Here is an 18659-nt window from a genome sequence, read left to right on the forward strand (position 1 = left end):
TCGGTGGTGACTGGTGAGGTCTGTGGTGTGAGGACAGCGTACGAGGATCGAACACCGTTTCCAAACATCTGTTCGACGCGTGTCTCGACTTCCTCGGTCGTCCGTGCTACAACTCGTACAGACGTTCTATCGAACACCTGTTCGTAAAGGCGTCTGGACCTGACCACGCAAGGGGAGGACACCATGAGCGCTTCCGCTCTCGAGCCAGACCAGCAGCCGTCGACGGTCTCCCGCCCCCGTCCGCATCTCGTCCTCGTCCCCACCGGCCGAGACGCTGTCGGCAGGGGGCGTCACGCCCAGCCACGGATGAGGCTCACCCGACGCGGCCGGTTCGTGATCGCCGTCCTCGTGGCCCTCGTTCTGGGCGCGCTCGCCGTGGCCGTGGGCGGCCGGCTCGCCGCCGCCTCCGAGCGACCGCGGTCGATCGTCGTCAAGGCGGGCCAGACCCTGTCCGAGATCGCGGCGCGCGAGCTGCCCCAGCTCCCGATCTCCGAGGGTGTCGTCGAGCTCCAGGTCGCCAACGGCATGTCGAGCTCCGGGGTCCTCGCCGGCCAGACCCTGTTCATCCCCTCACCCTGACCCTCAGACGTGCGCCTCCCTCGACGGCCGCCAGGCCGTATGCCGCCCAGCCGCCTTCGCGTGGCCGTGCGCCGAGTGTGAGGCCCCCCTGATCGGCCGCGTTGGCTCCACCACCAGCGGCTCGTGGGCACGACGCTTCGACCCCGTCGTGCTCGCCCGGGCGCCGCACCCCGCCCCAGGGGTGCGGCGTTCGTGGTGTGCCCCAGCCAAACGGCGTCATGTGCGAGGCCTGTCGGGGCCGTCTCGGGAGCGGGCCTCCACGTCCGACGTGCGTCGACGTCGGCTCGCCTGGGGACAATCGCCGAACCGGGGAGGGGCCGGTGGACGGTGCGGCGCGAGGTCGAGTGGTTGGCGCTTAGCGTCGGGGCAAGGGAGCGGCCGGGCTGGTGGCCACGAGAAGTGAGGGAGCGCATCATGCGTCGCAGGGTTGAGCCGGATGCGGTCGCGGACGACGCCGGGGGAGTCGAGCGAGCAGGCCGATTGCTCGCGGGTGTCCGCGTCGGTGCGGCGCTGGGGCCGCTGGCGTCCTTCCTGCCGGGCGGGCAGGTGGCGCGGTGCCTGGCCGAGTCCCGGTCCGAGTGGGACCGACAGGTCGCGTCTGTGGCCAGGGAGGTCGGGGCGCTCGCGGACGGGCTGACAGCGACCGCTGCTGGGTACACCGAGGTCGAGTCCGTCGTCGCCCGCCACCTGGGTGGCCACGGGTGACCCGGCTCGGCGTGACCGACATCCGGAGGTTTCGGCCCGCAGGCGTCTCTGGCATCGGGCACGACCTCGACGCCGAGCGGGGTCGGGTCGTGGCCGCCCTCGAGGTGCTGCTGCGGCGGCGCGCCGTCGGAGTCTCATGGTCAGGGGCGGCCTCCGCCAGCGCAGCGGACCGCTACGGGTGGATCGTCGTCCGACTTCAGGACGTGGCCGCCCGCATCGGCGTGACCACCGCGGCCGTGGTCCGAGCCGCTGCCCGGATGCAGGCGGCCCTGGACCTCGTTCGCCGCGCCGAGAGACGGGCCGAGCGCGAGGGGGCGTGGGTCGACTTCGACGGACGTCTCGTCCTCCCAGCGCGACCGACCTCGGGCGACACGGTCCTGCTGGCCGTCCGCGCCCGAGCGGACGAGCTGCTCGCCCTCGAGGTCCGCCGGACCCTGCTGGAGGCCGAACGGGAGGCTGACGCCACCGATGTCGAGCTCGCTCGGGTCATCGTCGCGGCAGCCCGTGCGGCGGTCGACCCCGGTGTCGTCGGGCTCCGGGCCCTTCCGCCCCCGCCAGCATCCCCGACGTGGTGGTCGCCGGGGCCGACGGGCTCGGGAACGGAGCTTCCCGTGCCGGCCTGCTCGTCCTCCGGGTCGTGGCCCGCGGCCGTCTGCCCCGACGCCCAACCCTCGGTCGACCTGCCGTTCGCTTCGGCGGCCTGGTGGCGCGGCCTTATAGCGGAGGAGCGTGCGTGGGCGATCCGCGAGCACCCGCAGTGGGTCGGCCCACGCGACGGACTCCCGGCTCGCGCCCGGCACGCCGCCAACCTCGCCCTGCTCGCGGAAGCCGAGCGGGCGGCATCCGTGCGGCTCCGGCAGGCGATCGCGGAGGCCACGCCGTGGAACGCGACCGAACGGACCGAGGCGCAGGAGCGCGTTGACGACCTGCGTGCGATCCGTGACGTCCTTGCACGCCGGGACGGGGTCGAGCGCAGCCTGCTCCTCGTCGACGCCCGCGGGAGGAACGTCAAGGCGATCGTGGCTCTCGGAGATGTCGACGGAGCCCAGCACGTCGCGACGTTCGTCGGTGGGCTCTCGACGACGGTGCGCGGCGACCTCGGCAGATACGACACGACCTTCGCGCGAATGCGCAAGGAGGCCAAGGCGGTTGCCGGCGCCGGCGACGTCGCGGTCGTGACGTGGCTGGGCTACGAGGCGCCGCAGATGCACGAGATCGTCACGGCTCGACGAAGCGTCCTCAGCGGCGAGGTCGCGCGCGACAACGCAGACGAGCTCGCGGCCTTCGCGAATGGGCTCGACGCCGCGCGGGACCGTCCTGCCCATCAGACCTGGTGGGCCCACTCCTACGGCGCGGTCCTCGCCGGAAGGGCCCTGTTGCTGCGTAGCGGCGTCGACGATGTGGCGCTCTTCGGCTCGCCCGGGGAGCCGTTTGCCCGGATCGAGGAGACCGGGCTCAAGCCCGGCGCGCTCAACGTCATCCGGGCGCCGTGGGACCTCGTGGCGTCGAGCGGCTGGCTCGTGCACGGGACGCCCGCGACCTGGGTCACGGGAGCCACATGGCTCGCCGCCACCAAACCCGCAGGGGCGAACGGGTGGACATCGGCCTCGGGCCACTCGGACTATCTGTCAGCCGGCACCGTCAGCGAGCACAACCTCGTCGCTGTGGCCGCAGGTCGACCTGACCTCGTCGTTCGGGTGTCGCATGCCGAGCGGGCCGCCGACCCACGATGGGGGGACCTCGCGCCGCTCCTGTAGCGGCGGGGACGCGGGTGGATGGGCCACTGGATCTGGGGTCGGACCTTGGCAGGGGCCCTAGATATGGGGTTTGGGGTGGTTTGATCGTCTCGCGACACGCGGGGACGGATGGGACTCCTGAGACGTTTGCGCAGGTCAGGGGCACGGGCCCGCGCCACAGGCGTCGCGACACGCCCGAGGGTTGCGGTCAGGTCACGGCCTGCCTAGAGTTACCCCTACATCTAGTAGTTACATGGATGTAAGACGTCCACATCTAGTCCCCAGCTCATCGGGACTTACCCACAGGTCATCCCCAGACCGTCCCCAGTCGTGTCCCCAGGTGCCCGCTCAGGTGCCGCCGGGGGCGACCCGGCTGAGCGGCATACGGGATGGGTGTCGGACGACGACCGATCGGAAGGGAAGGTGGGCGCAGGTGCACTGCCCGTTCTGCCGGCACACCGACTCCCGGGTCATCGACTCACGCACCACTGACGACGGCACGTGCATCCGTCGTCGGCGCCAGTGCCCGGAGTGCAACCGGCGCTTCACGACGCTCGAGACCTCGAGTCTCAACGTCATCAAGCGCTCCGGGGCCTCCGAGCCGTTCAGCCGGGCCAAGGTGCTCTCCGGTGTCCGTAAGGCCTGCCAGGGCCGCCCGGTCACCGAGGACGACCTGGCCTTGCTCGCACAGAAGGTCGAAGAGGCAATTCGCTCGCAGGGCAACGCGGAGATCGAGGCGCACGAGGTCGGCATGGCCGTCCTCGAACCGCTCCGCGAGCTCGACGAGGTCGCGTACCTCCGGTTCGCCAGCGTCTACCAGGCGTGGGAGAGCCTCGAGGACTTCGAGGGGGCCATCGCGCTCCTTCGAGCCGAACGTGACGCGCTCGGGAAGCCTGAGACGGCGCCCGAGATCGGCGCGCAGCGGTAACCAGCCACTCTGTCGCAGACCCACCCCGCTGTCGGTGGTCGGCGAGAGACTGACGTTTGACGAGAAGACGAAGAAGAGCAATCCCACGGAGACTCCTCGGGGGGTCCCACCACGGTCAGGGAGGCCGCAGAACCATGACGGAGATGGCAAACCGCAGCTCACGCTCCAAGGCAGGCGCGAAGAAGGGCGTCACGATCGAGCGCATCTACACGACCCCGGGCGTGCACCCCTACGACGAGGTGACCTGGGAGAAGCGCGACGTCGTCCAGCAGAACTGGAAGACGGGCGAGACGATCTTCGAGCAGCGCGGCGTCGAGTTCCCCGACTTCTGGTCGGTCAACGCGAGCACGATCGTCACGACGAAGTACTTCCGCGGGGCCGTCGGCACCCCGGCCCGCGAGACCTCGCTCAAGCAGCTCATCGACCGCGTCGTGCTGACCTACGTCGCCGCCGGCAAGTCCAACGGCTATTTCGCCTGCCCGGAGGACGCCGAGATCTTCGAGCACGAGCTCACGCACGCCCTGCTCCACCAGGTCTTCTCGTTCAACTCTCCCGTCTGGTTCAACGTCGGCACGAAGAGCCCGCAGCAGGTCTCGGCGTGCTTCATCCTCTCCGTCGACGACTCGATGGACTCGATCCTCAACTGGTACAAGGAAGAGGGGAAGATCTTCCAGGGCGGCTCGGGCGCCGGACTCAACCTCTCCCGCATCCGTTCGTCCAAGGAGCTCCTGAGCTCGGGCGGCACGGCGAGCGGCCCCGTGTCGTTCATGCGCGGCGCCGACGCGTCCGCCGGGACGATCAAGTCGGGTGGCGCGACGCGCCGCGCCGCCAAGATGGTCGTCCTCGACATCGACCACCCCGACATCGAGGAGTTCGTCGAGACGAAGGCGCGTGAGGAGGACAAGATCCGCGCGCTGCGCGACGCGGGCTTCGACATGGATCTCGGCGGCAAGGACATCGTCTCCGTCCAGTACCAGAACGCCAACAACTCGGTCCGCGTCAACGACGAGTTCATGAAGGCCGTCGAGGAGGGCGGGACGTTCGGCCTGCGCGCTCGCCTCACTGGTGAGGTCATCGAGGAGGTCGACGCCCGCGAGCTCTTCGGCAAGATCGCGAAGGCGGCGTGGGAGTGCGCCGACCCGGGCATCCAGTACGACGACACGATCAACGCCTGGCACACCAACCCCGAGACGGGCCGCATCACGGCGTCCAACCCGTGCTCGGAGTACATGTCGCTCGACAACTCGTCGTGCAACCTCGCCTCGCTCAACCTCCTCAAGTTCCTCCGTGACGACGACACCTTCGACGCGGTGACCTTCCAGAAGGTCGTCGAGCTCGTCATCACGGCGATGGACATCTCGATCTGCTTCGCCGACTTCCCGACCGAGCCGATCGGCGAGACGACGCGCAACTACCGCCAGCTCGGCATCGGCTACGCCAACCTCGGGGCGCTGCTCATGGCGACCGGGCACGGCTACGACTCCGACGGCGGCCGCGCGCTCGCCGCTTCGATCACCTCGCTGCTCACGGGCGCCGCCTACAAGCGGTCGGCGGAGATGGCCGGCGTCGTCGGTCCTTATGCCGGGTACGCCCGCAACGCCGAGGCCCACAAGCGCGTCATGCGCAAGCACCAGGGGGCCAACGACGAGATCAAGACGCTCGACGCGATGGACACCGACATCCACAGGCTCGCCACGAAGGCGTGGGACGACGTCATCAAGCTCGGCGAGAAGCACGGATACCGCAACGCCCAGGCCTCCGTCCTGGCGCCGACGGGGACTATCGGCTTCATGATGGACTGCGACACGACCGGCATCGAGCCGGACTTCTCGCTCGTCAAGTTCAAGAAGCTCGTCGGCGGCGGCTCGATGCAGATCGTCAACCTGACGATCCCGCGGGCGCTCAAGAAGCTCGGCTACCAGCAGGAGTCGATCGAGGCGATCGTCGAGTACATCGCCGACAAGGGCCACGTCATCGACGCGCCTGGCCTCAAGCCGGAGCACTACGAGGTCTTCGACTGCGCTGTTGGCACTCGGGCCATCTCCCCGATGGGGCACGTCCGGATGATGGCCGCGACCCAGCCGTTCCTGTCTGGGGCGATCAGCAAGACGGTCAACCTGCCCGAGACGGCGACGGTCGAGGAGATCGCTGACGTCTACATGCAGGGCTGGAAGCTCGGCCTCAAGGCTCTCGCGTGCTACCGCGAATCATCGAAGGTCGGGCAGCCGCTGTCGGACTCGAAGGCCAAGTCGAAGGACGCCGACAAGGTTGAGGCTGAGGTCAAGGTCGAGAAGGTCATCGAGTACCGCCCGGTTCGGCGCCGCCTGCCGAAGCGCCGCTCCTCGCAGACGACCTCGTTCGCCGTGGGTGGGGCCGAGGGGTACCTCACGGCCGGCACCTATGACGACGACACCCTGGGCGAGATCTTCCTCAAGTTCGGCAAGCAGGGCTCGACCCTGGCCGGCGTCATGGACGCCTTCTCGATCGCCGTGTCGATCGGCCTCCAGTACGGCGTGCCGCTCGAGACCTTTGTCGAGAAGTTCACCAACCTGCGCTTCGAGCCGGCCGGCCTCACGGACGACCCGGATGTGCGCATGGCGCAGTCGATCATGGACTACGTCTTCCGCCGCCTGGCGCTCGACTACCTCGACTTCGACACGCGCTCCTTCATGGGCATCCACACCGCGGAGGAGCGGGCTCGCCAGCTCGAGACGGGCTCCTACGAGGCGGTCGACTCTGTCGAGTCCGACGAGGAGCTCGAGGACGAGCTCGAGACCCTTCAGCAGTCGGCTCCGGTCGTCCGCAAGGCGGAGCCGAAGTCGGAGAAGGCCGAGGAGAAGGTGGTCGACAAGGCCGACGAGCTCAAGTCCGGGGCGGGTGCGGCGTCTGCCCGCGAGGCCTCCAGTGAGGTCCACAGCTCGGCCGAGCTGCTCGAGAAGTTCATGGGGATCTCCGCCGACGCGCCGATCTGCATGACGTGTGGCACGAAGATGCGCCCGGCCGGATCGTGCTACGTGTGCGAGGGCTGTGGCAGCACGAGCGGCTGCAGCTGACCAATCAGCAAACCCGAAGGGCCCGGACGATCGTCCGGGCCCTTCGGGCTGTCAACCAGCGCTGTCCGCGCCGGCAGGTAGAAAGGGGTAACAACGCCGAGTCCGGGAGTTGCCATGTCGGAGAAGAGAAAGCGACACAGGAGGCCGCCCGCTCATGAGGTGCGTCCGGACACTCCGATCTGGTGTCCCGCCTGTCAGACGGAGCATCCGGCCTCGGCATTCAACAAGGAGTCCCGGAGGTACAGCGGTCTGCATGGCATCTGTCGCGAGGCCCAGCGGCGGGCACGGCAGAGCGAGGAGGGCAAGGCCAAGACGGCGGCCAGGAACCAGCGGCGCTGGGCAAATGAGGAGTATCGGAAGCAGTCGCGCCAGTGGCAGCGCGACCGGAGAAACCGTCATGGCGCTACCTGGGAGCTCAAGAAGGCGCGTGCTCGCCTGCAGGCGATCGTCATCGACTGGAAGCGTCAGGGCTGCGCCGACTGTGGCTATGCAGACGTCCGGGCGATCGAACCGGATCATCTCGACCCGGCAGAGAAGCACGACAACGTCTCGAGGATGGTCACGATGTGTGCCTCGGAAAAGCGGATCCGTGAGGAACTCGCCAAATGCTTGCCGCGGTGCACTCGATGCCATCGACTGGCGACAGCCGCCGCTCAACCGTCAACGATGCGTAAGGCAGACCGATTGCCTCCGTCATGGCAGCGACGTCTGGATCACCAAGACCGGATCGACCTTCTGAAGTTGGGGCTCGGATGCCATGACTGCGACTGGCAGGGTTGGGCAAGGAGCCTCGACTTCGATCATGTGCGGGGGCACAAGGTTGCCCCTGTGTCTAAGCTCATCGCCAACAATCGTCCTTGGACCGAGATCGTCGCTGAGCTCGTCAAGTGCGAGTGCGTCTGCGCGAACTGCCACCGGATCCGGACGATCGAGCGCGGCCAGTACCGATCGCGACCTGCTCAGGCGTCCATGCTCTCTACCGCGAAGTGACTCCGGGACAGAGGTATTGGTGGCGCTGCGTCGGCCATCGGACACTCGCGCCGAATCCGATGAACGCCGCCCGCATCCCCCCGCGAGAACCTGGCAAGCTGCACCCATGGCGACCTGGGGGCCCGAGCAAGACATGGCGTTGCGACGGGCTGCGATGGCCTGGCTCACGGTCCGGACGAACGACGGTCTGGATTCCATTCACTCGGAGGAGCTGCGTGACTTCGAGTTCGAGGGCCGGAATGTTCCGCTGATGGACGCCCAGCGGGGCATTCGCAAACCGGCGGTCCTCGACGCGGCTCTCTCGATTCGCACGGTGTACCAGCCTGAGGGCGCGACGCGACCGTACGAGGACAGCCAGGGCCCCGACGGCTTCATCCGTTACAAATGGCGAGGTGACGACGGTGACCATCCCGAGAACCGTGCGCTCCGAGCGGCCATGGAGCGCGGTCTGCCCCTCATCTGGTTCTTCGGGGTCGGCCCTGGCCGCTACCAGCCGATCTTCCCCGTCTTCTTCATCGCGGAAGAACCGCAACAGCACCAGTTCGTCGTCGCCCACGAGCAGACCCTCGGTCTCACCCGCCCGGACAGCCCGGTGGAGGAGCACGTCCTCCGGTACGTCCTCCGGGAGACGAGGCAGCGGGTGCACCAGCCGGTGTTCCGAGCCACCGTCATGCGTGCCTACAACACCCAGTGCGCCGTCTGCGCGCTTCGCCATGGTCAGCTGCTTGACGCCGCTCACATCGTCGCCGACAGCCACGACCGCGGGATCGCTTCTGTCCGAAACGGATTGGCGCTCTGCAAGATCCACCATGCCGCCTTCGATGCCAACATCCTGGGGATTCGTCCTGACCTCGTGGTCCAGATCAGGGCCGATCTCCTCGAAGAGATCGACGGCCCGATGCTCGAGCATGGGCTCAAGGCCCGGCACAACCAGAGGCTGATGGTCCTGCCTCGCGCGAGGTCCGAGTACCCGGACCCAGCGCTGCTCGAGATCGAGTTCGACCGGTTCCGTCAGGTTGGGTAGGGCCTTCCCGCTCAGGTGCGTCCGGGCAGTCGGGCCCTGTCGAGGGCCGCGATGAACGTCGGACGGCGACGGTAAGTCTCGCGCAGTTCCCTGATTAGTGCCTCGAAGGCATCGAGGGCGCCACCCGCCTCGTAGAACGCCCGCATCGTGACGAGCTGCTTGGCGACCTCGGCGTACATTCGCGGGTCAGCGCGCTCGAGCTTGGGCCGGAGCGCGGCAAGGTGCAACGCGACGGCCTGCATCGGGCGGACCTCTTTGCTCGCCTCCGCGAGGCGCGACCACGCGTCCCCCGGTCCGAACTCGTCGGCAGCGCCCCAGGCCGCCTCGAGGTCCCCATCGCCGAGGAAGATCTCGACGAGCGCCTGACCCGTCGCGTGGGGCCCTTGGGCGGCGCGGCGGGCCTCGTCGCGGGCCCATGCGCGTTCGACTGCTCCGTGATCCAGGCGATCGGCGAAACGCCCCACGACCTCGTATGCCGCTCGGCCGGGTTGTCGGGAGAAGGCGCGTCTCAGCACGGCGAGGGCATCATCGCGCCGGTCGTGCGCCAAATACCGGTCTGCGACCTCAACGGGGTCGAGCCAGTACTCGTTGCGTTGCCCGTACCCCTCGAGAAGACCAACGCGTCCGGCTGCTACCGCCCGGTCGGTCCAGGCCAGGGCCTCGGTCTCGCGTCCGGCAGCGACGAGCCGGTTGATGACCTCCCCGTAGGCGAGCCTCTTGGGGTCACGAGACAGCACTGCGATCGCGGCCTCGACGTCACCGTCGTGATCCGCGAGCTCGAGCAACATCTGGTCGACGCCGAAGCGCTCGATCTGATCGCGCCCACGCATTTCGACGTCGAGCTCCAGGACGCCCTTCCTGTAGAGAGCCAGACCCTTGTCGCCCATCGCGGGCGCGAAGCCATCGAGTGGCGTCTCGGGCCATCCGGGACTGTCCTTGCGGAACTTCAGCAGCCAGCGCGCGAGCTTGACGCCGTCGGGGTCTCCCTCTCGGCACGCGCGAGCGTACAGGTCGGCGGCGGCTTGGCAGGCGTCCCCGATCACACCACCCGAGTCGTCCGCGTGCAGGGTCAGGCGCCGAGTCGCGGTGAGGGCCTTGAGGAGGGCCGGGCGAGCAACGTCGGATCCACCGTGGTCGACCAGCTCCTCCAGGTCGTCGAGCACGCTCTGGATGTCGCTTCCGATCTCGAAGGTGCGCCGATAGTGGATGAAGCCACGCGGAGACGTGGCGCGCTTGACGGCCTCCATCAGCTCCTCGGCGAGCGTCGAGAGGTCACCGGTCGCGAGGGCAGCCCGAGACTCGAGGAGCCGTGTCGCCGCCGCGTCGAGAGCGGCGAGCTCGTTCACGAGATCGGTGAGCTCGGTCCTGTCGAGCTGGGCGAGGTACCGGTGAACTGGCGACGAGGAGACGTCGGCCGCCGGTATGTGAACCGAGTCGAGGGCAGCGAGACCTACCGCGACCATGTGCGGGCACCAGTGTTCTCGATCATGCGGCGAGCAGGAGCACGTGCCGTTGAGATGGGCGGAAGACCACTCCAGCGACGTCGTGTGCACCCTTTTGCCCTGCACGCTCGCCGCTGCTCTCCCGGGCTCCAGGCGCAGTCCGCGAACCTGCTCGACCATGTCCTCACCCCGGCCGAAGATCCGCTCTCCTGCTGCCGAACGGAGGGCGGACTCAGAGAGCGCGCCGTCGATCACCTTCGCCATGCGCACAGTCTGCACAACACAGGAGCCCCGCAGGTGGGCGGCTCTCGAATGACGAGTCACCGCGTCTCCGGCCGCTGCTCGGGCCGAGGCCCCGCGCAGGTAGCCGATCGGGGCGCTGCCTGCGCGGTTCCGGCACTTCGGACGAACCGGGCCAATAGTGTGGCGCCGTGATCACCGACGGGGGTAGCCAGCAGTTCTCCAACGAGGCGGAGCGGATCGTCTGGGACCTGCTCCAGAAGCAGAAGGGCGACGACTGGGTCGTCCTCCCGAACCTGCGCCTCACGAACGAGAAGAAGGACTACGAGCTCGACTTCGTCGTCCTCATGCCCGAGGTCGGCATCGTGGTCCTCGAAGTCAAGGGCGGCGACGTCTGGGTGGACGACCGGGGCGAGTGGCACCAGGGAAACCTCAACCGCCACAAGGTGATCCATCCGGTCGACCAGTGTCGGGACGGCAAGTACGCCCTGCGTGCGTACGTCGAGCGTGATCCGCGCTGGCGCGACACCTCGCGCACGCGGGTCCGCTGGGGCCACGCCGTCGTGCTCCCCTTCACCACCCTCGAGCACTCATCCAGGAGATCGTGCTGGGACGCAGCTTCCCGGCATACGCCATCACGGCCGAGGCGGACGAGCAGGAGGCCGCGGCCGACCGTCTCACCCAGGAACAGGCCGCTCTCCTCAAGGTCACCCGTCTCATCACGCGCATGGAGGTCCGCGGGGGAGCGGGCTCGGGCAAGACGATCCTGGCGCTGACCCAGGCCAAGGACCTGACGCGCGGACAGGGAGAGCGCAAGCCGCAGCGCGTCGCGCTGCTCTGCTACTCGATCGGCCTGAGCGAGTACTTCAAGCGACAGCTCGCCACGGCCAACCGACACCACCGGCCCGCCTTCGTGGGCAACTTCGAAGACCTCGCGCGGCACTGGGGCATCAAAGAGTTCGCCGACCGCGACGACAGCCCGAGCAGATGCGCGACATCGCCGCCGAGCTCCCGGAGTCAAAGCGCTTCGACGCCGTCATCGTCGACGAGGCGCAGGACTTCGCCGACCACTGGTGGCACCCGCTCATGAAGGCGTTGAAGGACGAGGAGGAGGGCGGGCTCTACGTCTACTCCGACGAGAACCAGCGCATCTTCGCGCGCTTCGGGCGTCCCCCGGTGCCGCTCGTGCCGCTGGTCCTCGACCACAACCTGCGCAATACCCGGCAGATCGCCAAGGCCTTCGCGCCGCTCGCACCGATGCGCATGCACCTACGCGGCGGCGAGGGGGCCGAGGTGACGTTCGTCCCGTGCGCCCGCGGGGACGTCGTCGACGTCGCCGACGACCATGTCGACCGGCTCCTCGGCGAGGGATGGGGTCCCGAGCACGTCGCCCTTCTCACGATGGGCTCACGCCACCCGATCCAGACCGAGCGGTGGGAGTCGGAGGGTCCGACCGGCTATTGGCGCTCCTTCTGGGAGAAGGACGACGTCTTCTACGGACACGTCCTCGGCTGCAAGGGCCTCGAGCGCAAGGCCGTCGTCCTCTGCGTCAACACCAAGAGCCCCGAGCGGGCCAAGGAGATGCTCTACGTCGGCATGTCACTTGCCACGGACCGGCTCGTCGTCGTCGGCGACCCGCAGACCGTCCGCGAGATCGGCGGGGCGCAGGTCGCCTTCCAGCTCGGGATCGCCTGAGACGCGACCCGCCCGTCGGGCGAGCCCGCAGTGTCAGGCTATCGGCCGAGCCGCAGGGTCAGGCTGCCGCGCTGACGGCCCTCCGGTCGCGACGCACGACGGCGCCCGCCGGAACGATGGTGTCCTCGGCCACGTGCGCGCCGTCCCAGACGTGCGCCCGCGAACCGATCTTGACGCGCGAACCGATCTTCGCTCCGCGGCCGATGACGGCCCCCGCGCCGATGTGGGCGCTCGAGCGCACGACCGCCCCCGCGTGCACGACGGCGTCGCGGTCCACCCACGCGCCGGCGCCGACCCGGGCACCGGCCTCGACTCGCGCGCCGGGGTCGACCCAGGCCGACCTCGCGACGTAGGCAGACGGGTCGACGACCGCGGTCGACTCCACGAGCCCGTCGCCGTTCTCGTGGTGGGCATACCGCAGGATCGTGCCGTCCTGCTCCTCGATCTCTTCGTACCTGTTGTGGTTCTGCATGGCCTCACCTCCTGCTCGCCACGGCGCACGACCTCTAGACGCCGGCCGTGCGCACCCGGTTCAACGTTCGAGTGCACTTGAGGATTCCGGGTGGGGCACAGGTATGCCGTTTCGTGTCGTCGACCTGTGCCGGCGCCGTAGCATCGGCCCATGGGCGCAGCCGACGTCCTGCCGACGCCGGTCCCGGGCGGACCCGGGGGCGCGGTCCTGCGCCTCCTCGAGCGGCTCTCCGCGCTCGGCGCGCGGCCCGGCGACTCACGTGACGCGATGCTCCGGCAGGGGATGCTGATCCTCGCGTCCCTGCTCATCGTGCTGCTTTCCTGCGTCTGGGTCGTGATCTACCTCGCCCATGGCGATCCACGCTCCGCGGCGATCCCCGCCCTCTACCAGGTGGTCACGGTTGCCGGCGTCGTCGTGCTGGCGCGGACCCGGAGGTTCGGGGTCTTCCGGACGACGCAGCTGCTCATGTTCCTTGTCCTGCCCGCGCTGCTCCAGGCGTCGCTCGGCGGCTTCGTCGCGTCGAGCGGCATGGTCCTCTGGTCGACCTTCGTGCCGCTTGCCGCACTGGCCCTGCTGGGCGTGCGTGGCTCCCTCGCCTGGCTCGTCGCCGTCTTCGCCGAGCTCGTCCTGCTCGCCGCCATCGACCCGAGCCTTGCCCGGCATCCGGCGATCCTGCCGACGGGCCTGGTCGTCACCTTGTTCGTGCTCAACGTCATCGGCGTGACGGTGAGCGCGTACGTCATGCTCGGGTACTTCGTCGAGCAGCGTGAGCTGGCCCGCCTCGCGCTCGAGGGCGAGCAGGAGCGGTCGCAGCGCCTGCTGCTCAATGTCCTTCCTGAGCCGATCGCGGAGCGACTCAAGCAGCGGACGGGCGTCATCGCCGAGCAGTACGACGACGTGAGCGTCCTCTTCGCCGACCTCGTCGGGTTCACTGAGCGGTCGCAGATCATGGCACCCGACGAGCTCGTCGCGGTGCTCGACCGGGTGTTCTCCGCCTTCGACCGAGTGGCGGATGCAGAGGGGGTCGAGAAGATCAAGACGATCGGCGATGCCTACATGCTCGCGGCGGGGGTGCCCGACCGACGCCCGGACCACCTCGAGGCGGTCGCGCGGGCCGGCCTGGCGATGCGTGCCGAGCTCGCAGCCATCGCGCGCGAGCCCGGCTACGGCTGGCTAGCCGTGCGCATCGGGATCGACACCGGCCCGGCGGTCGCCGGCGTGATCGGCCGGCGGAGGTTCATCTACGACCTGTGGGGCGACACGGTCAACACCGCCAGCCGGATGGAGTCCCACGGGCTCCCCGGCGAGATCCAGGTCACCGAGCGCGTCGCGGACGCACTGCGAGGCACGTTCTCCGTCCGCCGTCGGGGCACCGTTGTCGTCAAGGGAAAGGGCCCGATGACGACCTATCTGCTCGACGGCCCGGCTCCACCTTCGCGCGCGCCGGACGCCGGCCGACCGTGACGCCTTTCCGCAGCTCGCTCGGGCCGGTCGCCGTCGGCCGTATGCCGTTCAGCCGGCTTCGAGGGTGGCGCTCGGTGGGGTGTCGGCGAGCAAGGGGGCCCGGCGGATCCAGGCGGGGTCCTGGGCCGCGTCGAGAAGGAAGGCTGCGAGACCGGCCCGCGCGAGCCGCATGCTGCCCGGCTCGCCGACGGAACGGGTCACCGCGGGGAGGCTCGTGGGGTTGTCGTGGAGCACCGGCACGCGGACGATGGTCCAGTCCAGCGCAGAGGAGCGGATGACCTCGTCCATGCCGCGGACGGCGTTGTAGGCGTAGGGGAGAGTGAAGCGAACTGCCTTGACCAGCAGGGTGACTCGCAGGTCCTTGCCGTCGCTGGTGTCGGGGGCGGACGGAGTCAGCGTGGCGACCAGTCGCTTGACGTCCGCGGCCTCCATCGCCGTCACGATCGTCCGCATGCCTGGCACGAGGGACGGCACGCTGGACCGGTCGCGGCCGGGCCCGAGAAGGCTGATGACCACGTCCGCGCCTGACACCGCGGGCCCCACGGCGTCGGGATCGTCGATCGCACCGCCGACGACGGTGAGACCGGGCCTGGGCTCGAGCCGGTCAGGATTCCGCGCGAACGCCGTGACGAGGTGACCCTGGCCGAGGGCGCGCTCCACGAGGAGCTGACCCGTCGACCCGGTTGCGCCGAAGATCGTCACCCGCATGTCGTCCCCTCCCGGCTCCGGACCTCGGTCGAGGGTAACCGTCACGGGCCCGGGTTGATGTGATTCACACCCGGTGCCAGGGGCGTTTCACATCAATCGGACCCGGTGGAGCGTGGGGCCGCGGGCGTCGGCCGGCGGTTCGGTGGCCGGATCGGCTCGACCGTGGCGTCGCCCGTTCGCCGGGTGCCGGTCCACGGGGCCGGCACGACGTCGAGTCGTTCTGCGAGGGCGTACGCCACGGGCTCGTAGTTCACCCGCCAGCCGCGGAAGTCCGGCCACGCCTCCTCAGCGCTGCGTTCCATGACGAACGTCGTCGACCGGATCCGTTCGATGCCGGTGAGGAACTCCCCGTACGAAAGGGCCAGCTCTCCGTCCGGGTCCGGGTCCCGGTCGAAGGGGATCCCGAGCGTCTCGGCGATCTCGTGCAGTGCGGTGAAACCCATCCTCAGGGCGAGCCGAGCCTCCACCGCAGGAGCGCGACCGGGCGAGAGGGCGAGCCACAGGGCTGCGGAGTCCATGACGGCCACGAGGGCCACGACCCACGAGGAGTACTTCGCAGGTGACCGGAAGCGCATGAGTACGGGGTAGTTGGCGTGGCTCTCGCTGACGTCGGCGGCCCACCGCTCCCAGCCGAGGTAGAACTCGTCCATCACTGCGCCCTCGTCGTCCTCCCCGACGCCAAAACGCGTTCGGGCGAGGATCTCGGGGCCCCAGGCCGGGGTCCCGGCACGGCTCGCGAGGAGGGTCACCTCGGTCTCGCGCCGGTTGAACGCGCTGTAGAGCGTCGGCAGGTAGCCGATCTGCAGCGCGACGACGACGAGCCCCGTCGCGGCCGCGACGTAGTCGACGACGCTGAGCGGCCCCGTGTCCGGACCGGCATAGCCCAGCGTGAAGAGCGACGATCCTGCCTGTGCGAAGGCGTCACGGATGCCGTTGCGGTCGATGCTGTGAAGGATGAGGGCGAAACCGAGGTAGAAGAGGCAGAGCCACGCGCCCAGCTGCACCAGGATGACGACGGCCGCTTGGCCCGCGAGGATGCGGTCACGACGGCGATAGCTGTGCACGCGCGTGGTGAGGAGCCTGAAGCCGGCATCGGTCAGCGCGTTGACGGCACGCGTGAGGGGCTCGCGCGTGCGCCGGGGGACGACGAGCACCCCGAGGACGCTGACCCACGTCAGGACGACGACCGCGATGCCGAGCACCGCCACGACCACGCTCACCCGCCCATCCTCCCCGAGCCTTGCCGACGGCGCTCGCAGCGGCACCCAGCGTCGACCCAGCCCGTATGCCGCTCCGCCGGCTCACGGGGCCGGGCGGGCGGCGTACGGGCTCGGTCTCAGACGGCCGGGCGAGGCGGCGTCGGGTCAGGCGGCGTCGGGTCAGGCGGAGAGGGCGCGCACGTCCGCCTTGGCCGACCGGAGCATCTCTGCGAAGGTCCCGTGGCGCTCCGGGACGCCGGCCTCCTGCGCGGTGAAGGCCCTGACGATCATTGCCTCGTCGTCGCGGCTGAGGCGGGAGATGACGCGGGGCAGCTCCTCGGTCTCCTCGGCCTTGGCATGGTGGGAGATGGCCTCCTCCAGGAGCCCGAACTGCATCCCGAACGTCGGCGAGTCCGAGTCGAGCTCCTCGAGTCGCTCGATCTGCTGGGCCGCGCCTTCCTCCTCACGAGCCCGCTGGACGCCGACCTCCCGCTGACCCACCGTCGGGATCAGCGGGTGGATGAGCTCCTCCTCGACCGCCTCATGGCCGGCGAGGTAGGAGAGCAGCTCCTGGAGCGCGTGGGCCCGCTCCACGCCCGCCGTCGAGGAGACCCGCCGCGCGAGCGCCGTGATCCTCGCGTGCTGGCCGGTCACGACCTCGAGCAGCCCGGTTCGGGCGCCGCTCCCGTCATGCATGGCACTCCCGTTCATGGTCGGGTTCCTGACTGCAGGCTCGTCGTGCCGTTCGAACCCGGGATGCACGGTCGAGACCTTCCGGACCGCGGCCAGGTGGCCACCGAGGTAGCCGGCCGCGCCGGTCATGCAGGCGCCCGCCACCGAGAGGCCGACGCCGCGGAGGTGGTGGCCGCGGCGGCGTGCCGACCACGAGCGGGCGTAGAAGGCGATCCCGGCGATGTTGAGGGCCGCGTGGGCCAGCCCGACGCGCTGTGCGGGGCGATCGGCCTCGTGCCACTCGGCCCAGCCCGACAGCGCGGTGGGCGCGACGGCGAGGAGCCCGACCCCGAGCAGGCGCTGCGCGGCCGGTCGAGCCTCCTTCCCGCCGAGGAAGTCGAGGACCGACATGGCCGTCCACATCCCGATGGGAAGGTCGGTGAGGAGCGGATGGAGTGCGTGGCCCAGCCACTCGCCGCGCAGCGCCGGGCCGGCGGCGGACCGCGCCAGCCGACCGGTCAGTTGGCTCACGCGGTCGGCGACGATGTCGAGGCGGTCCTCGGCCTCCAGTGCAGTCGCCGCCTGGGCGGCGAGAGGAAGGCGTGGCTTCTGCTCTGCGTATGTCGGTATGGAGGTCATGCAGAGGTCGTACCCGGTGGCGGCCCGGCCCAAGCAGCGCCGGCCGCGACCCGAGCCCGTCTGCGGCGCGCCCGCCGACCGGCATACGGTGGGCACCATGGAATTCCGATACCTCGGCAACAGCGGGCTCAAGATCTCCGAGATCACCTACGGCAACTGGCTCACCCACGGCTCCCAGGTCGAGAACGACGTCGCCACGCAGTGCGTGCGCGCCGCCCTCGATGCAGGCATCTCGACCTTCGACACGGCCGACGTGTACGCGAACACCGCGGCGGAGACCGTCCTCGGGGAGGCCCTCAAGGGCGAGCGCCGCGAGAGCCTCGAGATCTTCACGAAGGTCTACTGGCCGACCGGCCCCGGCGGCAAGAACGACACGGGCCTGTCGCGCAAGCACGTCATGGAGTCGATCAACGGCTCGCTGAAGCGCCTCCGGACCGACTACGTCGACCTCTACCAGGCGCACCGCTACGACACGGAGACGCCACTCGAGGAGACGATGCAGGCCTTCGCCGACATCGTCCGCCAGGGCAAGGCGCTCTACATCGGCGTCAGCGAATGGACTGCCGACCAGATCCGCGAGGGCGTCGCGCTCGCGAAGGAGCTCGGCTTCCAGCTCATCTCGAGCCAGCCGCAGTACTCCATGCTGTGGCGCGTCATCGAGGCCGAGGTCGTCCCGGCGTGCGAGGAGCTCGGGGTCTCCCAGATCGTCTGGAGCCCGGTCGCCCAGGGCGTCCTCACGGGCAAGTACCTCCCGGGCCAGCAGCCCCCCTCCGGCTCGCGAGCCGCCGACGAGAAGGGCGGCGCCGACATGATCAAGCGGTTCATGAACGACGACGTCCTCACGCGCGTCCAGGCCCTCAAGCCGGTCGCCGACGACGCGGGACTGACGATGGCCCAGCTCGCGGTCGCGTGGGTCCTCCAGAACCCCAACGTCGCCTCCGCGCTCGTCGGTGCCTCGCGCCCGGAGCAGGTCGCCGAGAACGTCAAGGCCGCCGGCGTGAAGCTCGAGCCCGAGCTCATGAAGCGGATCGACGCCGCCCTCGGCGACATCGTCGAGACCGACCCCGCCAAGACGATGGAGAACGCGCCCCAGACGCGCGTCGCCTGACCCCC

16 protein-coding genes and 1 pseudogene are annotated in these 18659 nt (G+C 69.5%); 12 read left to right on the forward strand and 5 right to left on the reverse strand.

The features are described from left to right. Nucleotides 1–183: 183 nt before the first annotated feature. The 7 genes from N865_RS02660 to N865_RS02690 all read left to right on the forward strand — a co-directional run bounded on the left by N865_RS02660 (nt 184) and on the right by N865_RS02690 (nt 9015). A complete protein-coding gene (locus N865_RS02660; RefSeq protein ID WP_034801255.1) occupies nt 184–579 on the forward strand; it encodes a LysM peptidoglycan-binding domain-containing protein in 396 nt (131 codons plus the stop codon). Between the two features lie 414 nt (nt 580–993). Beyond that, nucleotides 994–1284, forward strand: a complete 291-nt coding sequence (locus N865_RS02665) for a hypothetical protein (RefSeq protein ID WP_157557527.1) — start codon at nt 994–996, stop codon at nt 1282–1284. 11 nt (nt 1285–1295) lie between these two features. Next, on the forward strand, nt 1296–3041 hold the full coding sequence (locus tag N865_RS02670; RefSeq protein ID WP_157557528.1) for an alpha/beta hydrolase: 1746 nt from the start codon (nt 1296–1298) through the stop codon (nt 3039–3041). 412 nt (nt 3042–3453) lie between these two features. Next, the gene (gene nrdR, locus N865_RS02675) at nt 3454–3948 is read left to right on the forward strand and encodes a transcriptional regulator NrdR (protein WP_034801261.1); all 495 of its coding nucleotides are present in this window, start codon (nt 3454–3456) and stop codon (nt 3946–3948) included. A 134-nt stretch (nt 3949–4082) separates the two neighbouring features. Continuing rightward, entirely contained in the window at nt 4083–7001 is a 2919-nt protein-coding gene (locus N865_RS02680) for a vitamin B12-dependent ribonucleotide reductase (RefSeq protein WP_034801262.1), read from the forward strand. A 159-nt stretch (nt 7002–7160) separates the two neighbouring features. Further along, complete coding sequence (locus N865_RS22575; protein ID WP_157557529.1) at nt 7161–7991, forward strand: hypothetical protein; 831 nt, start codon at nt 7161–7163, stop codon at nt 7989–7991. 19 nt (nt 7992–8010) lie between these two features. After that, on the forward strand, nt 8011–9015 hold the full coding sequence (locus N865_RS02690) for an HNH endonuclease (protein WP_245603639.1): 1005 nt from the start codon (nt 8011–8013) through the stop codon (nt 9013–9015). 11 nt (nt 9016–9026) lie between these two features. Here the strand turns inward: N865_RS02690 and N865_RS02695 are convergent, their stop codons facing one another. After that, a complete protein-coding gene (locus N865_RS02695) occupies nt 9027–10721 on the reverse strand; it encodes an SWIM zinc finger family protein (RefSeq protein WP_157557530.1) in 1695 nt (564 codons plus the stop codon). Between the two features lie 167 nt (nt 10722–10888). Here N865_RS02695 and N865_RS23415 point away from each other — a divergent pair. The 3 genes and pseudogenes from N865_RS23415 to N865_RS23425 form a co-directional block, all read left to right on the forward strand. Continuing rightward, nucleotides 10889–11149, forward strand: a pseudogene (locus N865_RS23415) (nuclease-related domain-containing protein); the annotation flags it as partial. A 152-nt stretch (nt 11150–11301) separates the two neighbouring features. Further along, nucleotides 11302–11787, forward strand: a complete 486-nt coding sequence (locus N865_RS23420) for a hypothetical protein (RefSeq protein WP_245603646.1) — start codon at nt 11302–11304, stop codon at nt 11785–11787. After that, nucleotides 11685–12392 (forward strand): DEAD/DEAH box helicase, encoded by a 708-nt coding sequence (locus N865_RS23425; protein WP_245603640.1) that lies wholly within the window; start codon nt 11685–11687, stop codon nt 12390–12392. The genes N865_RS23420 and N865_RS23425 overlap by 103 nt, the downstream gene beginning before the upstream one ends. Nucleotides 12393–12450: 58 nt before the next feature. Here N865_RS23425 and N865_RS02705 read toward each other — a convergent pair whose 3' ends face one another. Then, a complete protein-coding gene (locus N865_RS02705) occupies nt 12451–12864 on the reverse strand; it encodes a hypothetical protein (protein WP_034801266.1) in 414 nt (137 codons plus the stop codon). Nucleotides 12865–13014: 150 nt separating this feature from the next. Here N865_RS02705 and N865_RS02710 point away from each other — a divergent pair, with 150 nt between their 5' ends. Further along, a complete protein-coding gene (locus N865_RS02710) occupies nt 13015–14328 on the forward strand; it encodes an adenylate/guanylate cyclase domain-containing protein (protein ID WP_051509967.1) in 1314 nt (437 codons plus the stop codon). A 48-nt stretch (nt 14329–14376) separates the two neighbouring features. Here N865_RS02710 and N865_RS02715 read toward each other — a convergent pair whose 3' ends face one another. The 3 genes from N865_RS02715 to N865_RS21545 all read right to left on the reverse strand — a co-directional run bounded on the left by N865_RS02715 (nt 14377) and on the right by N865_RS21545 (nt 17546). Then, nucleotides 14377–15036 carry an NAD(P)-dependent oxidoreductase gene (locus N865_RS02715; protein ID WP_084327886.1) on the reverse strand — a complete coding sequence of 220 codons (660 nt, stop codon included), beginning with the start codon at nt 15034–15036 and terminating at the stop codon, nt 14377–14379. 92 nt (nt 15037–15128) lie between these two features. After that, a complete protein-coding gene (locus N865_RS02720) occupies nt 15129–16256 on the reverse strand; it encodes a hypothetical protein (RefSeq protein ID WP_034801268.1) in 1128 nt (375 codons plus the stop codon). Between the two features lie 159 nt (nt 16257–16415). Further along, complete coding sequence (locus tag N865_RS21545) at nt 16416–17546, reverse strand: DUF2231 domain-containing protein (protein WP_051509971.1); 1131 nt, start codon at nt 17544–17546, stop codon at nt 16416–16418. A gap of 97 nt (nt 17547–17643) precedes the next feature. On the opposite strand from N865_RS21545, the gene N865_RS02730 reads away from it, so the two are divergent. Continuing rightward, nucleotides 17644–18654, forward strand: a complete 1011-nt coding sequence (locus N865_RS02730) for an aldo/keto reductase family protein (RefSeq protein WP_034801455.1) — start codon at nt 17644–17646, stop codon at nt 18652–18654. Nucleotides 18655–18659: the final 5 nt, after the last annotated feature.

The organism is Intrasporangium oryzae NRRL B-24470, assembly GCF_000576595.1.
GTDB lineage: Bacteria > Actinomycetota > Actinomycetes > Actinomycetales > Dermatophilaceae > Intrasporangium_C > Intrasporangium_C oryzae.

What these genes read in the sequence shown, in the direction of transcription:
- N865_RS02660 (WP_034801255.1), top strand. Translation starts at nt 184, where the DNA reads ATGAGCGCTTCCGCTCTCGAGCCAGACCAGCAGCCGTCGACGGTCTCC.
- N865_RS02665 (WP_157557527.1), top strand. Translation starts at nt 994, where the DNA reads ATGCGTCGCAGGGTTGAGCCGGATGCGGTCGCGGACGACGCCGGGGGA.
- N865_RS02680 (WP_034801262.1), top strand. Translation starts at nt 4,083, where the DNA reads ATGACGGAGATGGCAAACCGCAGCTCACGCTCCAAGGCAGGCGCGAAG.
- N865_RS02695 (WP_157557530.1), bottom strand. Translation starts at nt 10,721, where the DNA reads ATGGCGAAGGTGATCGACGGCGCGCTCTCTGAGTCCGCCCTCCGTTCG.
- N865_RS23425 (WP_245603640.1), top strand. Translation starts at nt 11,685, where the DNA reads ATGCGCGACATCGCCGCCGAGCTCCCGGAGTCAAAGCGCTTCGACGCC.
- N865_RS02705 (WP_034801266.1), bottom strand. Translation starts at nt 12,864, where the DNA reads ATGCAGAACCACAACAGGTACGAAGAGATCGAGGAGCAGGACGGCACG.
- N865_RS02710 (WP_051509967.1), top strand. Translation starts at nt 13,015, where the DNA reads ATGGGCGCAGCCGACGTCCTGCCGACGCCGGTCCCGGGCGGACCCGGG.
- N865_RS02715 (WP_084327886.1), bottom strand. Translation starts at nt 15,036, where the DNA reads ATGCGGGTGACGATCTTCGGCGCAACCGGGTCGACGGGTCAGCTCCTC.
- N865_RS21545 (WP_051509971.1), bottom strand. Translation starts at nt 17,546, where the DNA reads ATGACCTCCATACCGACATACGCAGAGCAGAAGCCACGCCTTCCTCTC.
- N865_RS02730 (WP_034801455.1), top strand. Translation starts at nt 17,644, where the DNA reads ATGGAATTCCGATACCTCGGCAACAGCGGGCTCAAGATCTCCGAGATC.